The 16,766-nt window shown below is 51.7% G+C and carries 14 protein-coding genes and 1 riboswitch; of the genes, 6 read left to right on the top strand and 8 right to left on the bottom strand.

Annotated features, from left to right (window positions below):
• Positions 1-37 precede the first annotated feature (37 nt).
• Entirely contained in the window at positions 38-2,131 is a 2,094-nt protein-coding gene (locus JTE88_RS00790; protein ID WP_204424734.1) for a prolyl oligopeptidase family serine peptidase, read from the top strand.
• Positions 2,132-2,205: 74 nt separating this feature from the next.
• Here JTE88_RS00790 and JTE88_RS00785 read toward each other — a convergent pair whose 3' ends face one another.
• The 4 genes from JTE88_RS00785 to JTE88_RS00770 all read right to left on the bottom strand — a co-directional run bounded on the left by JTE88_RS00785 (position 2,206) and on the right by JTE88_RS00770 (position 6,231).
• Complete coding sequence (locus JTE88_RS00785; protein WP_204424732.1) at positions 2,206-2,637, bottom strand: cupin domain-containing protein; 432 nt, start codon at positions 2,635-2,637, stop codon at positions 2,206-2,208.
• A gap of 14 nt (positions 2,638-2,651) precedes the next feature.
• Positions 2,652-3,830, bottom strand: coding sequence for a carboxylate--amine ligase (locus JTE88_RS00780; protein ID WP_204424730.1), 1,179 nt, complete (start codon positions 3,828-3,830; stop codon positions 2,652-2,654).
• Positions 3,830-4,831 (bottom strand): lipid II:glycine glycyltransferase FemX, encoded by a 1,002-nt coding sequence (locus tag JTE88_RS00775; RefSeq protein ID WP_204424728.1) that lies wholly within the window; start codon positions 4,829-4,831, stop codon positions 3,830-3,832. The genes JTE88_RS00780 and JTE88_RS00775 overlap by 1 nt, the downstream gene beginning before the upstream one ends.
• 77 nt (positions 4,832-4,908) lie before the next feature.
• Complete coding sequence (locus JTE88_RS00770) at positions 4,909-6,231, bottom strand: MFS transporter (protein ID WP_204424720.1); 1,323 nt, start codon at positions 6,229-6,231, stop codon at positions 4,909-4,911.
• Positions 6,232-6,308: 77 nt separating this feature from the next.
• On the opposite strand from JTE88_RS00770, the gene JTE88_RS00765 reads away from it, so the two are divergent.
• The 5 genes from JTE88_RS00765 to JTE88_RS00745 all read left to right on the top strand — a co-directional run bounded on the left by JTE88_RS00765 (position 6,309) and on the right by JTE88_RS00745 (position 12,653).
• Positions 6,309-7,640, top strand: coding sequence for a DUF4921 family protein (locus JTE88_RS00765; protein ID WP_204424719.1), 1,332 nt, complete (start codon positions 6,309-6,311; stop codon positions 7,638-7,640).
• Between the two features lie 414 nt (positions 7,641-8,054).
• Positions 8,055-9,347 (top strand): ABC transporter substrate-binding protein, encoded by a 1,293-nt coding sequence (locus JTE88_RS00760; RefSeq protein WP_204424718.1) that lies wholly within the window; start codon positions 8,055-8,057, stop codon positions 9,345-9,347.
• Between the two features lie 32 nt (positions 9,348-9,379).
• Complete coding sequence (locus tag JTE88_RS00755; protein ID WP_204424717.1) at positions 9,380-10,369, top strand: carbohydrate ABC transporter permease; 990 nt, start codon at positions 9,380-9,382, stop codon at positions 10,367-10,369.
• A complete protein-coding gene (locus JTE88_RS00750; RefSeq protein ID WP_204424716.1) occupies positions 10,366-11,259 on the top strand; it encodes a carbohydrate ABC transporter permease in 894 nt (297 codons plus the stop codon). Before JTE88_RS00755 ends, JTE88_RS00750 begins: the two co-directional genes overlap by 4 nt.
• Positions 11,259-12,653: a family 20 glycosylhydrolase gene (locus JTE88_RS00745; RefSeq protein WP_204424715.1), complete on the top strand. Its 1,395-nt coding sequence runs from the start codon at positions 11,259-11,261 to the stop codon at positions 12,651-12,653. The genes JTE88_RS00750 and JTE88_RS00745 overlap by 1 nt, the downstream gene beginning before the upstream one ends.
• On the opposite strand, the gene JTE88_RS00740 is transcribed toward JTE88_RS00745, so the two are convergent.
• From JTE88_RS00740 to JTE88_RS00725, 4 genes are all read right to left on the bottom strand, one after another.
• Positions 12,650-13,312, bottom strand: coding sequence for an ABC transporter ATP-binding protein (locus JTE88_RS00740; RefSeq protein WP_204424714.1), 663 nt, complete (start codon positions 13,310-13,312; stop codon positions 12,650-12,652). The two genes, JTE88_RS00745 and JTE88_RS00740, sit on opposite strands and share 4 nt — an antisense overlap.
• A 13-nt stretch (positions 13,313-13,325) precedes the next feature.
• A complete protein-coding gene (locus JTE88_RS00735; RefSeq protein WP_204424712.1) occupies positions 13,326-15,050 on the bottom strand; it encodes an ABC transporter permease in 1,725 nt (574 codons plus the stop codon).
• A 32-nt stretch (positions 15,051-15,082) separates the two neighbouring features.
• Positions 15,083-16,159, bottom strand: a complete 1,077-nt coding sequence (locus tag JTE88_RS00730) for a thiamine ABC transporter substrate-binding protein (RefSeq protein ID WP_204424710.1) — start codon at positions 16,157-16,159, stop codon at positions 15,083-15,085.
• A gap of 56 nt (positions 16,160-16,215) precedes the next feature.
• Positions 16,216-16,321: riboswitch (TPP riboswitch) on the bottom strand.
• Positions 16,322-16,480: 159 nt separating this feature from the next.
• On the bottom strand, positions 16,481-16,741 hold the full coding sequence (locus tag JTE88_RS00725; protein WP_204424708.1) for a DUF4235 domain-containing protein: 261 nt from the start codon (positions 16,739-16,741) through the stop codon (positions 16,481-16,483).
• Between the last annotated feature and the right edge of the window lie 25 nt (positions 16,742-16,766).

Below are 16,766 nucleotides of genomic sequence, written 5' to 3'. Positions count from 1 at the left end.
ATTGATATACCAACACCGAACGGAAAGGCTGCTGAGTATGCAGGTCCAAGAATCCACCCCAGGCCATGATCCCTATCGATATCTAGAGGAACTATCTCCGCAGAACCTCGATTGGGCGAACGAGCTCTCTGCTCACACACTCGAGCAGTTTGGCGGCCCGAGGTTCACTGAGTGCCAAGCCCAGCTGGATGAAATACTGTCTGCTAAAGATCACCTTATTCTTGCAAGCAAACGCGGAGACTACGCCTACAACTTTTATATCGACGGCGATCATCCCCGCGGATTGTGGCGGCGAGCCCCGTTTGCTGATTATCTCGCCTACGTTTCGCCAGAAACTGAGCCGGAGTGGGAAACACTGCTCGATATCGATCAGCTTGGAAAAGTAGAAAATGAATCGTGGGTTTTTGGTGGCGCACAACTCCTCTACCCCAGCTACGATCGCGCTTTAATTACCTTACACCCCGGAGGTTCTGACACAAACGTTGTCCGCGAATTTGATATCGCCACCCGCTCCTTCGTCCCTGAATCGCAAGCCTTTGTTAAACCGAATTCTAAAGGATCGATGAGTTGGATCGATCGCGATACCGTCATTATCAGCGCCGATTTTGGTTCCGATAGCGTGACCGCTTCCGGCTACCCTATTTCTGCTCGGTTGTGGGCGCGTGGCGAAAAGTTGTCTGAAGCACCTGAGATTATCCACGGCGAGTTTGACGACGTCGTCGTCGGAGCTTTCTACGACCACACTCCCGGCTACGAAAAACTGCTGGCGCGGCGAGCAACCGATTTCCGTACAGCGCTCATCTACGACGTCGATCGGGTAAAGCTGCGCGCCGGGGATCCAGATGCACTCACGGAACTGAAGCTACCGGGATCGGCAATGGTCTCCCCGGTTCGCAACTGGGTTATTGCAGAATTACGCTACCCGTGGGAGCTGGAGGGCACAATGTATCGGGCCGGTTCACTCCTTGCGATGGAATATAGTGCCGCACTTTCTGGGCCACACCCACAAGATATTCACCTTATGTACACACCGAACGAAACCTCGTCGTTGTTGTCCATGAGCGCCGTCGCCACTGGCGTCGTTTTCACAACACTCGACGACGTTCGCCAACGTTTCTGGTTTGCCCACCATGCACAGTCGCAGTGGCAGATCACCGAATTGCATCCACAAGTTCCGGAATTTTCCAGTGTCAGCATTTCCCCAGTCGATCCGCAAACCTCGGATGACGTGTGGGTTACCGCCTCAGGGTTCCTCCATCCAACAACCTTGTTCCACGGAACCGTGTCACCAGCCGGACTCAAGGTTCAGCAACTACGCCAAGCCCCACACCGGTTCGACAATACCGGATTAGCGGTCGCTCAACGATGGGCCACATCTCTTGATGGCACTCAGATCCCATACTTCGTCGTTGGCCCACATGATGCGCTGGCAGGTAAAAAGCCCGTGCGCACACTACTCGACGGCTACGGCGGATTCGAAGTCTCTCGCCTACCGTCCTACATTTCCACCTATGGCAAGATGTGGCTCGAAAAAGGCTACGTCTACGCCTTGTCCAATATTCGTGGCGGTGGCGAATTTGGCCCACGTTGGCATCAAGCAGCATTACGGGAAAACCGACACAAGGCCTATGAAGACCATGCCGCCGTCGCCGCAGATCTCGTTGCTTCCGGTATTACCACCGTGCCACAACTCGCAGCAACTGGCGGATCCAACGGTGGCCTGCTCATGGGAAACATGTACACCACCTATCCGGATCACTTTGGTGCAATTGTCTGCCGGGTACCTTTACTGGACATGAAGCGCTTCTCCCATCTCTTGGCCGGCGCATCCTGGATGGAAGAATACGGCAACCCCGATACTGAGGATTGGGAATACCTCAAGAACTACTCGCCCTATCACAACGTACATGAAGGGCCCTACCCACCAATCCTCATCACCACCTCAACCCGAGACGATCGAGTGCACCCCGGTCACGCCCGGAAATTCTTCAAAAAACTACATGACGCAGGATTCGACGCCTACTACCACGAAAACACCGAAGGCGGTCACGCTGGCGCTGCAGACATCAAACAAACCGCGCTCGTCATGTCACTGATCTTCTCCTATCTCGACTCCGTGCTCGAAGCATAAGAAGGCTGGGCGAAAGAAAACTGCCTGTCTAGCCAAGCAGCTAGACAGGCAGTTAGTAAACCTCTCTGTTCGGATCAGTCTTCATTCGGATCAGCTTCAGCATCAGCCTTGGTTGGATGAACAGTGCCAGCAACGTGGTCCGGGCCAGCATAAATTGTGTAAAGCTTCAGTGGCTCGTCACCAATATTGGTGACGTTATGCCACATATCTGCTGGAACAAAAATTGCGTCATCATCTTTAACTTCGACTTCGAAATCAAGATTGTCCTCTGTCGGACCCATCTGGCACAAACCCTTGCCAGCTTCGATTCGCAAGAACTGCTCAATGCCATGGTGAACTTCCAAGCCGATGCACTCGCCAACTGGAATCTCCATCACCGTCAGCTGCAACTTGCTACCCGTCCACATGGTTGTACGGAAAGTCGTGTTGTCGAGAGTTGCCTTCTCGATATCCACAACGTAAGGGGTCTTACCCTTATCATCAAAACGACCAGCATAATTTTCCATGGCTATTCCTTTCGTTACCAACCTAGATTTCGTCCAATACTTTCACGAAGTTTCGTCAACCGCTGGATTCGAACCGGATCATCATCGAATCCGTAATCCAAAGCGTTACCGGTATTCGCGTATCGCACGGTATCCATAAAATATTCTAGCGCAACGCCGCTAAGTTGATTGGCTACTTGCGAACGCAACGCAGTAATCCACGAGAACGGCCGGCGAACAACCTCCGGAAACTCTTTGCCTTCGGCGTCGTTAATCGCATGCTCAACAAAATTCACCCCATTGAGCAGACCGTAATACGAACTACGCCCCAAGCGAGTGTTCATCTCCAACATATAGGGCACATCGGAATTCACATCGGCTTTGAAATCAATATTGAAGAACCCAATATAACCAAGACCACCAACAGCGCGCTGACACAAATCCTGTAAATCAGGCCGATCAGTATCAGTCAACAACAAATGATTACCCACCCACATCGGGCGAGTATCAGTCAGCACACTACGAGCCTGAACAAAAACCGTGCGTCCATCAGCACTGCGATAACCGTTAACCGAAAACTCTTGCGTATTATCACCAGAAATAAAAGTTTGAACCAACATATTTCCAGTGAATCCAGAAGCAAAAACAGCGCTCAAATAGTCGCGAGCCTCATCCGCATTCTGCGCATAGAAACCCTTATGCTTTTCCGGAAAATCAAACGAATTAAACGTCTCGTAGTCGTCAGCTTTAATAAACTGCTCACCGGCCAACACCTGTGAGGAAAAGTTATCCGGCCCAGCGATCAGAGTCTGCGGAACAGCAATATTCAGCTTTTTCATCCGCGCATAAAAATAGCTCTTATCCATCAACGCCACACCCAACTCTGCGTCCGGATACGGCATCACTGGCGAGAAATCAAGTAAATCCAACGCCCGGTAAAGCATGTGAAGATACTCTTCAGTTGGTGCAATCATCAAAAAGTTATCGATATCTGAATTGCGGCTAGCCCACACCTCATTAAGCAACCCCGCGAAAACATCAACATCACTCGAAAACCCAGCACGCGCATGAACTTGAGCTATTTTCGTATGGTAAAACGGCGCTAGAATACCAGCACCACACACGACCGCCTGTCGGCCATACGCCTCATGATAGGCACGAGCCTGAGTATATGAATTCTCATCTGTACCCAAAATCAGCGGAACAACAACCATCAGTGTTCCTTCCGGCCAGTTAGCTCACGGAACCGCTCATACGTCTCAGCATTAATAACCCGGTCAATGTTGCCAATCCAATGGATAACGTTGTTTTCCGTGAACTTCCGCTTGAAATGATAAAGACCATTATCTTCATCAGTATGGAAGATTCCACCCATGTCATAGAAGCGGCAGCTCTGCTCAGCAGCATACGATATCTCTTCATAATTAATCTGATACGACTGACCGATCTGGAACTCGTGCGAATCTGCACCATAAAGCGCATTCGCAGTGTCATTAAACGTCACCAAGAACGACGTCGTAATCGCCTTGCCCTCATACATGGAAAAGCTCAGCCGCACATGGTCTTCAAAAGCATCATACAAACGTTCAAAATAACTATACGGCCGGTAAGAAATGCCATGATGCTGATTCATCATCTCAAAAAGACGATAAAACTCAGGCAGATCCTCACGGCCACCCACTCGGTTCGTCACTCCAAGACGATAAGACTTGCGCACATTCTTGCGGGTGTTCTTCGACAAATCTGCCAGCAACTGTTCCGGATCGCGACCATTAATATCCAACACCAGGCTCATCAACGGCTGGGTGGTGTTCGCATCATCACGCTGGATTGGATATCCGGCTTGCGCATAGGTTTCACGCAACTTTTCATCATCAGGCACACCCGGATCGACACGTAATAAGAAACCCTCATTTGCGCGGGCAAACTCTTCAGCTTCAGCAATCAGCTCACTAACGACGTCGATCCGATTCAGATCGCATACCGGTCCGCGTGGAGCATAATACAGCCGGGCACCAAACCGGGAATCCATGATGGAAAGCACCGAAAGAGTCGCATCGATTTCACCATCAGTTTCATGGTAGAAATAATGACTATCCCAGCCGGCCTTCACCTGTGCCCACGCGCGGGTCTGCAACAAATTTGCGTATGGGCTAGAGGCGATAAAGTCGTCGAAACGTTGAGTCTGATTCAGGTCTTGTACATCGAGAAGCATAATCCAAGGATAGTCGACGACGCTCACTACCTGCACGAACACCACTCCTAAGAGCAGAAATGCACCCGTTTGACGTATTACTCTCGGGCCTTGCCAGCGACAGTATCCGAATCATTCGTATCGAATACCAACCATGAAATCGCAGCGAAAATCAAAACGCTTCCGCCCACGATATAGGCCGTCACGTATCCCGAATAGTCAATAATCAGCCCCGCAATAATCGGCCCTAAAATAGTGCCGAAATCATTGAACTGCTGGAAGAACGACACCACACGGCCACCCTGGCGATCACCCACAATATCAGCGATAGCACCCTGCTGGGCTGGCTGAATAAAACCAGCACCCAAGCCGCCGAAGAAGCACAACAACAAGAACGTCACCGTCGTCGCCGAAAAACCTAACGCAATCGTAAAAACGCCAGAAACAACTAAACCCCATATCACCACAATACGGCGGCCATAGAAATCAGCCCATCGGCCAGCGTGCAACAATGCCACCACGTTACCTAACGCAAACGCCGTCATCGCACCACCAGCTAACCAGTCGCCAGCCGGCAACCAGCTCGGCCCGAGCACAATCGTGCCGGCAAGAAGTGGTACAACCGCCACTCGCATACCCATGTTTGCCCAGCCCTGCACAAACGTCGTGATCAACACAAGTGGGAAGCGACGATTCTCAAACGCCTGCGAAACAGTCAAAACTGTGCGGTTTGACGAACCGGAAAGAGCCACAGTCGGCAGCTCCTTCGGGAATACTTCTGCTGAACGTGGAGCACGCACCTGACCACCAGAACGCTTAAACAACACCTCGCGTAATTTACGACGACGATGGCCATCCGCTGGAATCTCATAGGCAACAATCGCGATCGCGATCAGTAACATCAGCGCATAAATCAAAAACGGCCACCGATACCCCAACGGTGCGATAACCGCACCCAACGCCGGACCCGCGATATTACCAATAAGGTAGCCACCACCAAACGCAGCCGATGCTCGCCCGCGGGCATGCGGTGGCGCTAACTGGATCACTAGCGACATCGCCGCCACCGAAAACATCACCGAACCAAAACCGCCCATGCCGCGCAACACCAGCAAATGCCAATACGCTTGGGAAGCCGAACTGGCCGCTGAAGACAGTGCGACGATAAAAATACCGAGCAAATACATGCGACGTTCGCCCAACCGTCCAGACAACCGTCCAGCAGCCGGAGCAAAAATTAGTCGAGTGAACGCAAAAGCTGACACCACAAGTGTTGCGGCCGTCGTCGTCACCCCAAACTGGATAGCAAACCGAGGTAACACCGGGGCCACAATTCCATAACCCAACGAAATTGCAACCGAAGCCGCAACAATCACCCAAATCTCACGCGGAAGACGAACTTTTTCCTTGCTTTTACTCACACAGTTATGTGTATCAGTCAGCAACATAAAATGGAAGCTGTAGCCACGTGCCCTGACACACGTATAAACTATGAACCATGGTTGACACATATTCTTTTCCCCCGCCCCTCACAAAAATGGCAGACGGTACGATTAAACAAATCAATCCGTTCTCCGGAACCGAAGTGTGGACCATACCTGGACGCGCCAACCGTCCCATCGATATCGTTCACACGGACATCCAACCAATAGACCCCAAACTCGTTGGCCACACCTGCGCTTTTTGTACCCAGCGCATTCTTGAAACACCACCGGAAAAAGCCCGCATCGTACGTAAACGCGACGACGCAGTTGTCTACAACGGCACCAACGTTGACATGCTCACCCGTGAATGGGAATTCCGGCGTATCCCCAACCTGTTCGAAATACTCTCCTTCGATTACTGGGCGAAAAACTATGATTACCGCTTGCCAGCCACCGCACGCGGACGGCTTGAGGCCTATATGGCAGACCCAGCCGGTCGATCCCACGTCTTAAAAGTCCTGCGCATGAAACTGCGCAGCACCCACACCGATGAAGAATTCAACGCGCTGAGCGATCAAGAAATCACCGATTTAGCATATCCACTCTTCGGCGGCGGACATGATCTGATTGTGGCACGTCGCCACTTCACCCCCGACGCCACCGACACCTCACACTTAGCGGCTGCCGGCACCCTCACCCCGCAAGAACACGAATGGTTCATTCGGCTCACCGTCGACGCCATGCAAGATCTCTACGCACAAAACAAATACGTACGCTACGTGCAAGTGTTCCAAAACTGGCTCAAACCAGCTGGCGCTTCCTTTGACCATTTACACAAGCAGCTCGTCGCAATCGATCAACGCTCCGTCAACGGCAAGATCGAGGTTGAACGTGTACGTCAAAACCCGAACCTCTATAACGAAGCTGCCATCAACTACGCTAACTACCACAATTTAGTTCTGGCAGAAAACAAGCATGCGATTGCGATTGCCGGATTCGGCCACCGGTATCCGACATTGGAAGTATGGTCAAAGTCGCCCGCTTCCCAACCATGGGAGCACACCGACGACGAACGTCGCGCAATGAGCGATTTAATCCACGCAATGCATGCCGCTACTGGTCCAGCAGTGCCAACAAACGAAGAATGGCATTGCAAGCCGATTGACGCTGATGTGAGTATGCCATGGAAAGTGCTGATTAAATGGCGCGTCTCCACATTGGCCGGCTTTGAAGGCGGCACAAAGATTTACGTCAATACGATTGATCCGTGGGCGTTGCGCGACCGTGTTGTTCCACGATTGCTCGAACTGCGAGCCGAAGGAACTATCGCCCACAACATTTCGATTGCCAGCGAATGTAGTAACGAGCCGAATGTGCTCAAATACAATCCGAACCTCGGGATATAGCAGGGGCGGGAATTCTGCACGCCCGGCCTATCTTTGCTGGACTACACCCAGGCCTGCCTGAACTCGCCTAACCCTGGCTGGATCTTCGTCTCTCCTCACCCCAAACTTTATCTACAACGCGCGGTAGGGGTAATCTTCTCACCTCTCATCGTTCGATCCAGATTTACATGTTCGATTATAGGAACAGCCTGAGGCTTCCAGAAACGATCACGCACTCCATCACTCAACATCAACATAAAACTGGTAGAACAGGCCCACCCTCTTCGCTTTTCAAGGGTAAAAATGGGTGATACACTAATCTTACTTTACCGGTTTAGTTGTGGCGCAGATTACGCACAATATCTGCGCGACTGCCAAAACGGTAATCGGCATTTCAACGAAGAATAGCCCAAAACTAAAACAAGGAGAACATCGATGAAGATCCGTTCCGCTTCCATCGGCTTCCTAGCCGCTACAACACTTCTGCTCAGCGCCTGCACTGGCGGTGGTGTATCTAACGAGTCAACGGATAACGCCGGCGAAGGCAACGCAACTGGCGAAATCACATTCCAAACATGGTCACTGAAGAACGATAAGTTCACTCCATACTTCGAAAAACTCGTTGCTGATTTTGAGAAGGCTAACCCTGGTGCAAAGATCAAGTGGATCGACCAACCAGGAGACGGCTATGAAGATAAGGTCCTCCAGCAAGCTGAATCCGGCGAACTTCCAGACGTTATCAACCTTCCACCAGAGTACGCTTATGCACTCGCTTCGGTCGATCAGCTCATGGACTTGAAGAAAGAATCCAAGATCATCGACGAATACGTTCCTGGTGGCGTAGAAGCGTACACCTTCGACGGCGTTGAAGGCTCCTTCGGATTCCCGTGGTATTTGGGCACTGAACTGAACTACTGGAACACTGAACTTCTTGAGAAAGCTGGCGTTTCTCAAGCTCCATCAACCTACAAGGAATTGTGGGCCGTAGCTGAGAAACTCGGCCAGGACGGCATTCAAACCATTTCCGATCTTCCAAGCCCGAAGGGCTTGCAGATCATGGTCTCTGACGCTGGTGGCAAGCTAGACATCATCAAGGATGGCAAGTTTGCATTCAACACTCCAGAAGCCGAAGAAATCGTCAACACCTACATTGACCTCTACAAGAAGGGCGCTATCTCCCCTGAAGCTCTCCAAAACGCTGGCACTGCGAACGCAAACGTCAACAACTTCAACAAGGGAACTGCAGCCTGGACAACAGCAGGACCGAACTACATTGACAAGGACGTTGCTGTTAACGCCCCAACCTTGCTACCGAACATGCAGGTAACAGCCGGCTTCGGCAACCCACCATTGTTCGTTCAAGGCATTTCAGTTGCTAAGAACTCCAAGAACCCAGAACTCGCTCTGAAGTTCGCAGAATTTGTTACCAACACCGAAAACCAAATCGAGTTTGTCAAGCTCGCAGTTGGCTTCTTCCCTGGAACGGTTGCTGCAAACGCAGATCCATCAACTTTCGCTATTGAGGCTGAGCACGAGCAGCAGAAGGTCGCAACCGATCTTGCCGCTAAGCAAATGGACAAGGCAAAGATGACCGGTGACCCGAAGTTCACCACCGAAATGGAAACGTTCGCTAAACAGCAAATCGCTCTCGCCGTTAAAGGAGAAATCACCGCGAAGGAAGCTCTCGATAAGTCTGTTGAGCACGCTCAGCAAGCAATCGAAAAGTAACCATTAACAACTGAGACGAAGGGGATGAGCAAATGAAACGACAAAAATGGTACACCCCGTATCTATTGACACTCCCGGGAGTGATCTGGGTGCTTGTATTTGCACTCTGGCCATTCCTTAACACAGTAGCACTGGCGTTTACTGACGCTCGTCCTCTTCGTCCCGCAAAGTTTGTTGGGTTACAAAATTTCTACGCACTTTTTAGCGATGAACGGTTCGTCTATGCACTAACGACGTCGTTGGTCTACGTCGTCGTCTGTGTTCCGTTGCTAACGTTCTTGCCACTTCTGTTAGCACTGTTGGTACACAATAAAATTCCAGGTATCGGATTTTTCCGAACCACATTCTATTTCCCTGTTATCGCATCTGCAGTCGTAGTGGCGATTGTGTGGGAGTTCCTCTTCTCAGGCAACGGCACCATTAACGAAGCATTGAAATTCTTTGGTTTCATTGACCGCCCAGTAGAGTTTTTGTCTGACCGTTGGCTCTTAATCGGTTGCGCTATTGGCTTGACCGTGTGGAAGGGCCTGGGATACTATATGGTTGTCTACCTTGCCGCGTTAGGTAATGTTGGCCGCGACCTGCACGAAGCAGCGGCTCTTGACGGCGCCGGTAAATGGCGTCGGTTCTGGTCTGTGACGGTCCCAGGCGTACGCGGCCCGATGCTGTTAGTCTCCGTCTTAATTTGTGTTGCCGCTATGCGTATCTTTACCGAACTTTACGTGCTGTCCAACGGTTCGGGCGGCCCGGGCGGGCGCGCAATGAGCGTTGTCATGTTGATCCAAGCAAGTGGCAAGGGCCTAAACGGTCAGGTTGGCTATGCGTCAGCAATCTCCCTCGTCTTATTCCTCTTGACGTTAATCCCACTTCTCATCGTAGGTATTTCCAACAACGGCGACATGCTCCGTGATGCCCTCGCAGCTCGCCGTACTCGTAAAGCCCACAAGGCCGCTCTTCAACTTGCCAAGCAAACCGCTGCCGCGCCTGCGGTCAACGCTGTTAAGGAAGGAATCTCCGCATGAGCACGTCCACTGATCTCGTCCGTCACGATCGCGCCTTCCGTACTCGCGGCTCCTCAGATATTATGAAGCCGTCATTGGCTGGTCTGATCGGCAAGTATATTCTTCTGTTTGCCGTGTTGGCATTGATGGTGTTCCCATTCTTGTGGCAGCTATCCACCTCGTTTAAAGGCGCTTCCGAAAACATCTACGATTTCCCGCCAACGATTATTCCGCAAGAGCCAACACTGTCGAATTACGCTGAAGTGTTCCGCACGATCCCGGTTCTTAGCTACGCATGGCATTCCTTGCTTGTCGGTGTAGGAACAGTTGTTTCGAATATTATTTTTGCAACCTTGGGCGGTTATGCGCTGGGCTGTTTGAAGTTTAGGGGCAAGGGAATCATTATGGCGATTTTCTTCTCTACCTTGCTTCTACCTGGCGAAGTCACTTTGACCAGCCAGTATTTGACCGTTAAATCGTTAGGCTTAGCAAACACGCTATGGGGTGTGTTCTTGCCTGGTGCTATTTCGGCAATTAACGTGTTGTTGATTGCCGCAGCTTGCCGGATGATTCCGCCGGATGTGTTGGATGCAGCGACGATCGATGGCGCAAACACATTCCAGCGGTTGCGTCACATTGTTTGGCCGAATATTCGCGGTATGGTTTCAGTTATCGCACTGTTTGCATTTATCGGCGCATGGGATGATTTCTTGTGGCCGCTGGTTGTCTTGTCTGACCCGGCGAAGTACACGCTGACTGTTGGTATGCAGTATTTGAATTCTAACTTCGCAGCTAATCCGCGTGTTATTGCGGCCGGCACGATGATTGCATTGGTACCGATTATTATCTTGTTCGCCACGTTGCAAAAGCAGTTCTTTAGGGGTGTTGAGGAAGGTGGCGTGAAGCAGTAATGGTTACGGCGCGTTGCAGGTGGATTCCGACGACGACGGTTGCGATCGTTTCCGATCTCGCATTTCGTCACGAAGCACAACGGTTGGCAACTGATTTCGGTGTCCGTGGATTGGCTACTGCTATCGATGATGTTCCAGGTGCAGAGTTTCGGATTGTTGTGCAGGTTTCTTCACAACCGACTACTAGTCCTGAAGCTGCGACGATTGAAGTCAGTGAAAAGTCAATCGTTGTCTCAGCGTCTGCTCCGGTAGGAATTTTCCGCGCAACGCGCCACCTTCTGTCCCTATTTGATGCTGCGGGATCAGTCCCATGTGGCACAATTCAGATTTCTCCGTTAGTTGCGGAACGCGGATTGCATATTGATGCGGCTCGCAAATATTTTGATGCACAATGGCTAAAGGATCGTATGCGGGAGGCTGCATCACTTGGGCTGAATGTTATCCAGTGGCATTTTTCAGAAAATGAAGGGTTCCGGTTAGAATCTCATGCTTTTCCACAGATCGTTTCAAAGCATCATATAACGCGTGACGAGGCTCGCGAGATCCTCGCACTGGCACGCGATCTGTATATAGAGATTATTCCTTCGTTGGATATGCCAGGGCATTTAAGGAAGGCATTGGCTGCCTTCCCAGAATTACAACTTCCACCCGCGCATCTAGCACCCGACGCCGAACCGTTAGCGATTCCAGATACCGGCCATGCGCTCAATATTGCGTTACCTGAAGCTCTCGATTTTGCGCGTGCTCTAATCGACGATTTTGCCGATCTTTTCGCAGAATGTCAATCTTGGCATCTCGGCGGCGATGAGTTTGTTGATTTTGCCCGCATTACTGAATACCCCGTGTTGGCACAGGCAGCTCAACGCACGTTCGGTTCGGATGCGAATGGTTTCGACCTGTTGACGGATTTCGTTAATCAGATTGCCTCTCACCTCAAAAGCCGCGGTTTTACGGCTCGGGTGTGGAATGACGGTATGCTTCGGGGAAACATCGTCCAACTCAATCCGGAAATGGTATTGACATGGTGGACCAACTGGCATGCTCATATGCGTCCGGTTTCGGATGCTTTGGCAGCCAATTATCGGATCGTCAATTTCAACGATTCACTGTTTTATTATGTTTTAGGTGAGAACGCTGGATACCGCTACCCGAGCGCCGAACGTATCGAAGCTGCAAACTGGCATCCGGGTCTCTTCCCGCAATTACCAGCAGGCGTTTCGGCCTCGCCTATTCAGGAAATCAAGCCCGAAAATGGTGGCTATCCGAACCAGCTTGTCGGTGCATTCTTCTCAATCTGGTCCGATCAGCCTGATGCACAAACCCCAGCCGAGGTAGCTGTAGGGATCCGCGAACCGCTAGCTGAGTTTGCGGCACGTTGCTGGCAAATATCCTAGGCACGTGCAGTGTGCCCGCATAACGTTCCGTCAGTCATTCGTAGCACGCGGTCAGCAACAGTGTTGGCCTCATCCGGATCGTGAGTCACAAACACGGCAGTCATTTGCGCACCTTTGAGAATCTGGCGCACATCCACGGCTAAGCGTTCCCGCAATTCTTTATCGAGAGCCGAAAGTGGTTCGTCAAGAAGCAACACGTGCGGACGCGGAGCCAGCGAGCGCGCTAACGCCACCCGTTGGGCTTGGCCACCCGAGAGCGTACCTACTTCACGTTTTTCAAACCCACCCAGTCCGACAACGTCAAGCATGGCAGATACGCGCGCTTCTCGTTCGCCACGTTTCACCCCAGCCATTTCCAGGCCATAGGCAACATTGCGGGCAACATTACGATGCGGGAAAAGCTGACCGTCTTGAAAAACCATACCGATGTTTCGGCGATGTGGCGTCACCCCATCCATATTTCGCCCACCAACAACGATTCGTCCGGCATCGATCGGTTCAAGCCCAGCAATCGCACGCAGCAGTGTGGATTTACCTGATCCTGAAGCACCAAGCAATCCCACGATTTCCCCATGAGCAACCCGCAGGCTCACATCACGTAATGCTTGATATCCGTTGGGGTAAGTCAAGCTGACATGGGAGACATCAATCGTACTCATGGTGTTTTCTCCATTATTTATCCGTAGTTTGGGACGTGCGCGAAACATGGGAGTGCTGCGATGCATGGCTGCTACGTGGTTTGCTGAGCATCTCTACGATCACCATCACGAGCGCTGTAATGCCACACAAAATGACTGTTCCCGCGTAAGCCATGCCCTGGTCGGTGGCACCGGCACGGCCAACAAGCTGATAAATCATGACAGGCAAGGTGGGTTCACGTTGTAGCACTAAGAACGACGTCGCCGAAAACTCGCCAATGCTGATAGCGAATGCGAACCCAGCACCAACCCCCAGTGCCCGGGCAAGCACCGGCCCTTCAACGGTGAAAAATGCACGAAACGGAGAAGCACCCAAGGTGAGAGCCGGACCATAAAGCTTCCGGTTAACTCCGTCAAGCATCGGCACACTCGTGCGGATCAGAATCGGTAATGCGACGAGTGCTTGCGCAAGCGGCAATAACAGCGGGGAATCAGCGATGAAGCGCAGCGATCCGCCAAGGGCGACGAGCATGCCGAAACCTAAAGTTACTGACGAAATTCCCACCGGGAAGATGAAAAGCGCGTCATAGAAGCGGGTGATTCGACCCCAGGTTTCGCCGCGTATTCGAAGTTTGCGAGTGACCAAAAGCGACACCATCACCCCGACGACGACGGCGATCACCGTCGCATAGATAGCAGCAGATAGTGACTGCCAAATCGTTGACGCTATCGCAAAATCGACCGAGCGGGCCGCACCAGGACGGAAAAGATCAGCGAAATTCGCGGTAGTGAACTCACCGTTACGTCGCAAGGAACGCACAATGACTTGGAGGATCGGAAGAACAATCAGCACGACGACGATCGCTACAATTGCCACCGCAAGTGGACGTTGTGCGCGGGTCAAGGTTGGCGGTGTGCGCACAAACCGCGAGTGCGAACCCGCTACCGTCGCGCGTTTGCTAACCCATTGGGAGACCATCAGCGCCAGGATCACAATGATAGCTTGGACCAGGGACAGCAATGCGGCGGTGCCGAGGTTTAAGAACTGTGCAGTTTGGCGATAGATTTCAGTTTCAAGAGTGCGAGTTCGGGTGGTTCCTAAAACCATCACCAAACTGTAGGAGGTAGAACAGTAAAGGAAGACCAGGGTTGATGCCGAATACACTGCGGGAGCTAGTTGCGGCCACGTTACAGATGTAAACGCTCGAACTGGTGACGCACCTAGAGTACGAGCCGCCGCTTCATAGTTCGGATTCAACGCACTCCACGCCGCACCCACAGTGCGTACAATCACCGAGACGTTGAAAAACATCATTGCTAACACAATAAGCACCGGCGAACCGGCAAGCCCGAGAAAGCCGAGCATACCACCGTCGTCGTAAAGAGAACGAAACGCTGTAGCAACAGCAATCGTAGGTAAAACGAACGGGAAAACAATCAAGAACCGTAGAAAGTTTTGCCCCGGAAAACGGGTGCGATACAAAACGTAGGCGGCTGGCACACCAACCACAACCGACAGTAATGTACCAGCGAATGCTAAACCAAGGGTGGTAGCGATGGCGATCCCTGCACGGGCATTGCTTAACTGGCCGATCAGTCCAGCAAAACCGCCACTACCCCAACCGTCTACCAGCTCGGCAACACCTAAGCTCAGCAAGTCTGCCACGGGAGCAAAAAAGAACAATCCGAGGAAGATTGCTGGGATACTAGCGCACAGCGCCCACATAACCAGTGGGCGCTGTGCGAGATGTTTCATCATCGGACGAGTCCTTTAAACTAAGGAACCCGTTCTTAGAACAGGTCAGTTACCGATGTGATCCACTGTTCCTTCATTTCGACGATCTTTTTCGCATCTAAAGCTGGAACAGCGTTTGGTCGCGGCGCAAACTCAGCCATACCCTTGGGGAGTTCTGCTGATTCGTCGATCGGGTAGGCAACGTTTTCCTTTGCAATAACCGTCTGCATCTTCGGGGTGGAGAGCCATTCGAGGAACTTCTGGGCACCTTCAGTGTTTGCTGCGCCCTTAAGTACGCCAGCATATTCCACAACCGGGTAGCAACCGCCAGCAACATTAGCGGTGCTAGAAGCATCGCCAGCTTCGTTGATCGTCCAGAATGGGGATGTCGCATAGGACATGACGATTGGGTAGGCGCCCTTTCCTTCACCAGCAGAGAAATCTACCTGGTAGGCATCCTTCCAGCCCGCATCAACCTTGGTACCGTTGGCGAGGAGCTGCTTCCAGTAGTCAACGTAGCCATCTTCGCCAAACTGGGAGATAGTTGCTGCCAAGAGTGCGAAACCGGTATCCGACTTGGACGGATCCTCGATGACGGTGAGGTTCTGGTAGTCCGGCTTCACCAGATCTTCTAGCGATGCTGGCGGTGTCAAACCCTTGTCTGCAAAATACGCGATATCGTAGTTGAAGCATGCATCGGAACGATCTAACGGCATCGCACCGGCAGCTTGCGAAACCATGTACTTGTCAGCTCCAGCTGGGCCAGCGAGCTTAACAGAATCGTCGAACACGCCAGCTTCAGCAACCTGGATAATGTTGTTTGCAGTCAGGCCGACGACGGCGTCACCCACCGGGCTATTCTTCGTCAGAATCAGCTTCGAATCCAGTGTTCCAGATTCTTCGCCGTTCAACATTTCTACCTTGAAGCCAGATTTTTTGGTGAATTCTGCGAGGACATCATCTGGCAACGAGAATGAGCCGTTGGTAACGACCTTCACCACCTCAGGAGCTTTTGGAGTTTCTTCTGGTGTAGCCTCAGACTTTTTATCAGCAGCTGGCACGCTGGATGTGCACGCACTAAGCGCCAATGCGCACGCAGTGACCAAAGCAAGGCTAAACTTACGGGTTTTCATGTATTTCCTCCGTTATTCATGGAGGGCCTGATACACGCGCCACATGGCGCAATGTAACAAGGAGAGATCTCACTTCCTCCGCCGGTATAACCCGGATCAGGTATGAGGGTCTGCAAATAACATTTGCACTCTCAGCGCCTTCGCGCTCCCCTGTGACACTTTCAATCTTACCATCGAGTTTTCGGCACGATAGAAGTGCATATCAAGGTTTGACTTTCCTCTCACTACGAGTGGCGATACACAAAATCCCGAAATTGAATGTTGCCACAACTAGTTGCAGTGCCACAAAAAATTTCGGGATATTATGCCAATACAGCGTTATCAGGCTTCGTTCTCACTACGGTCAGCGCCATACCACTGAGCAGCCTTACGCTGCATGGCTTCGTTGACGAACGCAGTCACACCTGCCGTCACTGCCGAGAAAGTAGCGATTTGCGCTAGTGGTAGATCCACATCAGTCTCATCACCATTAGGGGTCGCTTTGCCAAAGCCTTTTTCCCACACCAGTGTCACAACTTGGCGTGCAACAAGGCCTGCAACAGCACCAGTAGCCAAACTCAAGACTCGATATCCGAGATTCATCTCATTCCTTTCGTTACACAGCCCG

The organism is Arcanobacterium phocisimile (assembly GCF_016904675.1).
Taxonomy (GTDB): Bacteria; Actinomycetota; Actinomycetes; order Actinomycetales; family Actinomycetaceae; genus Arcanobacterium; species Arcanobacterium phocisimile.
Note: the sequence above shows the minus strand (reverse complement) of the source record. Positions and strands in the feature narration are given on the sequence as shown.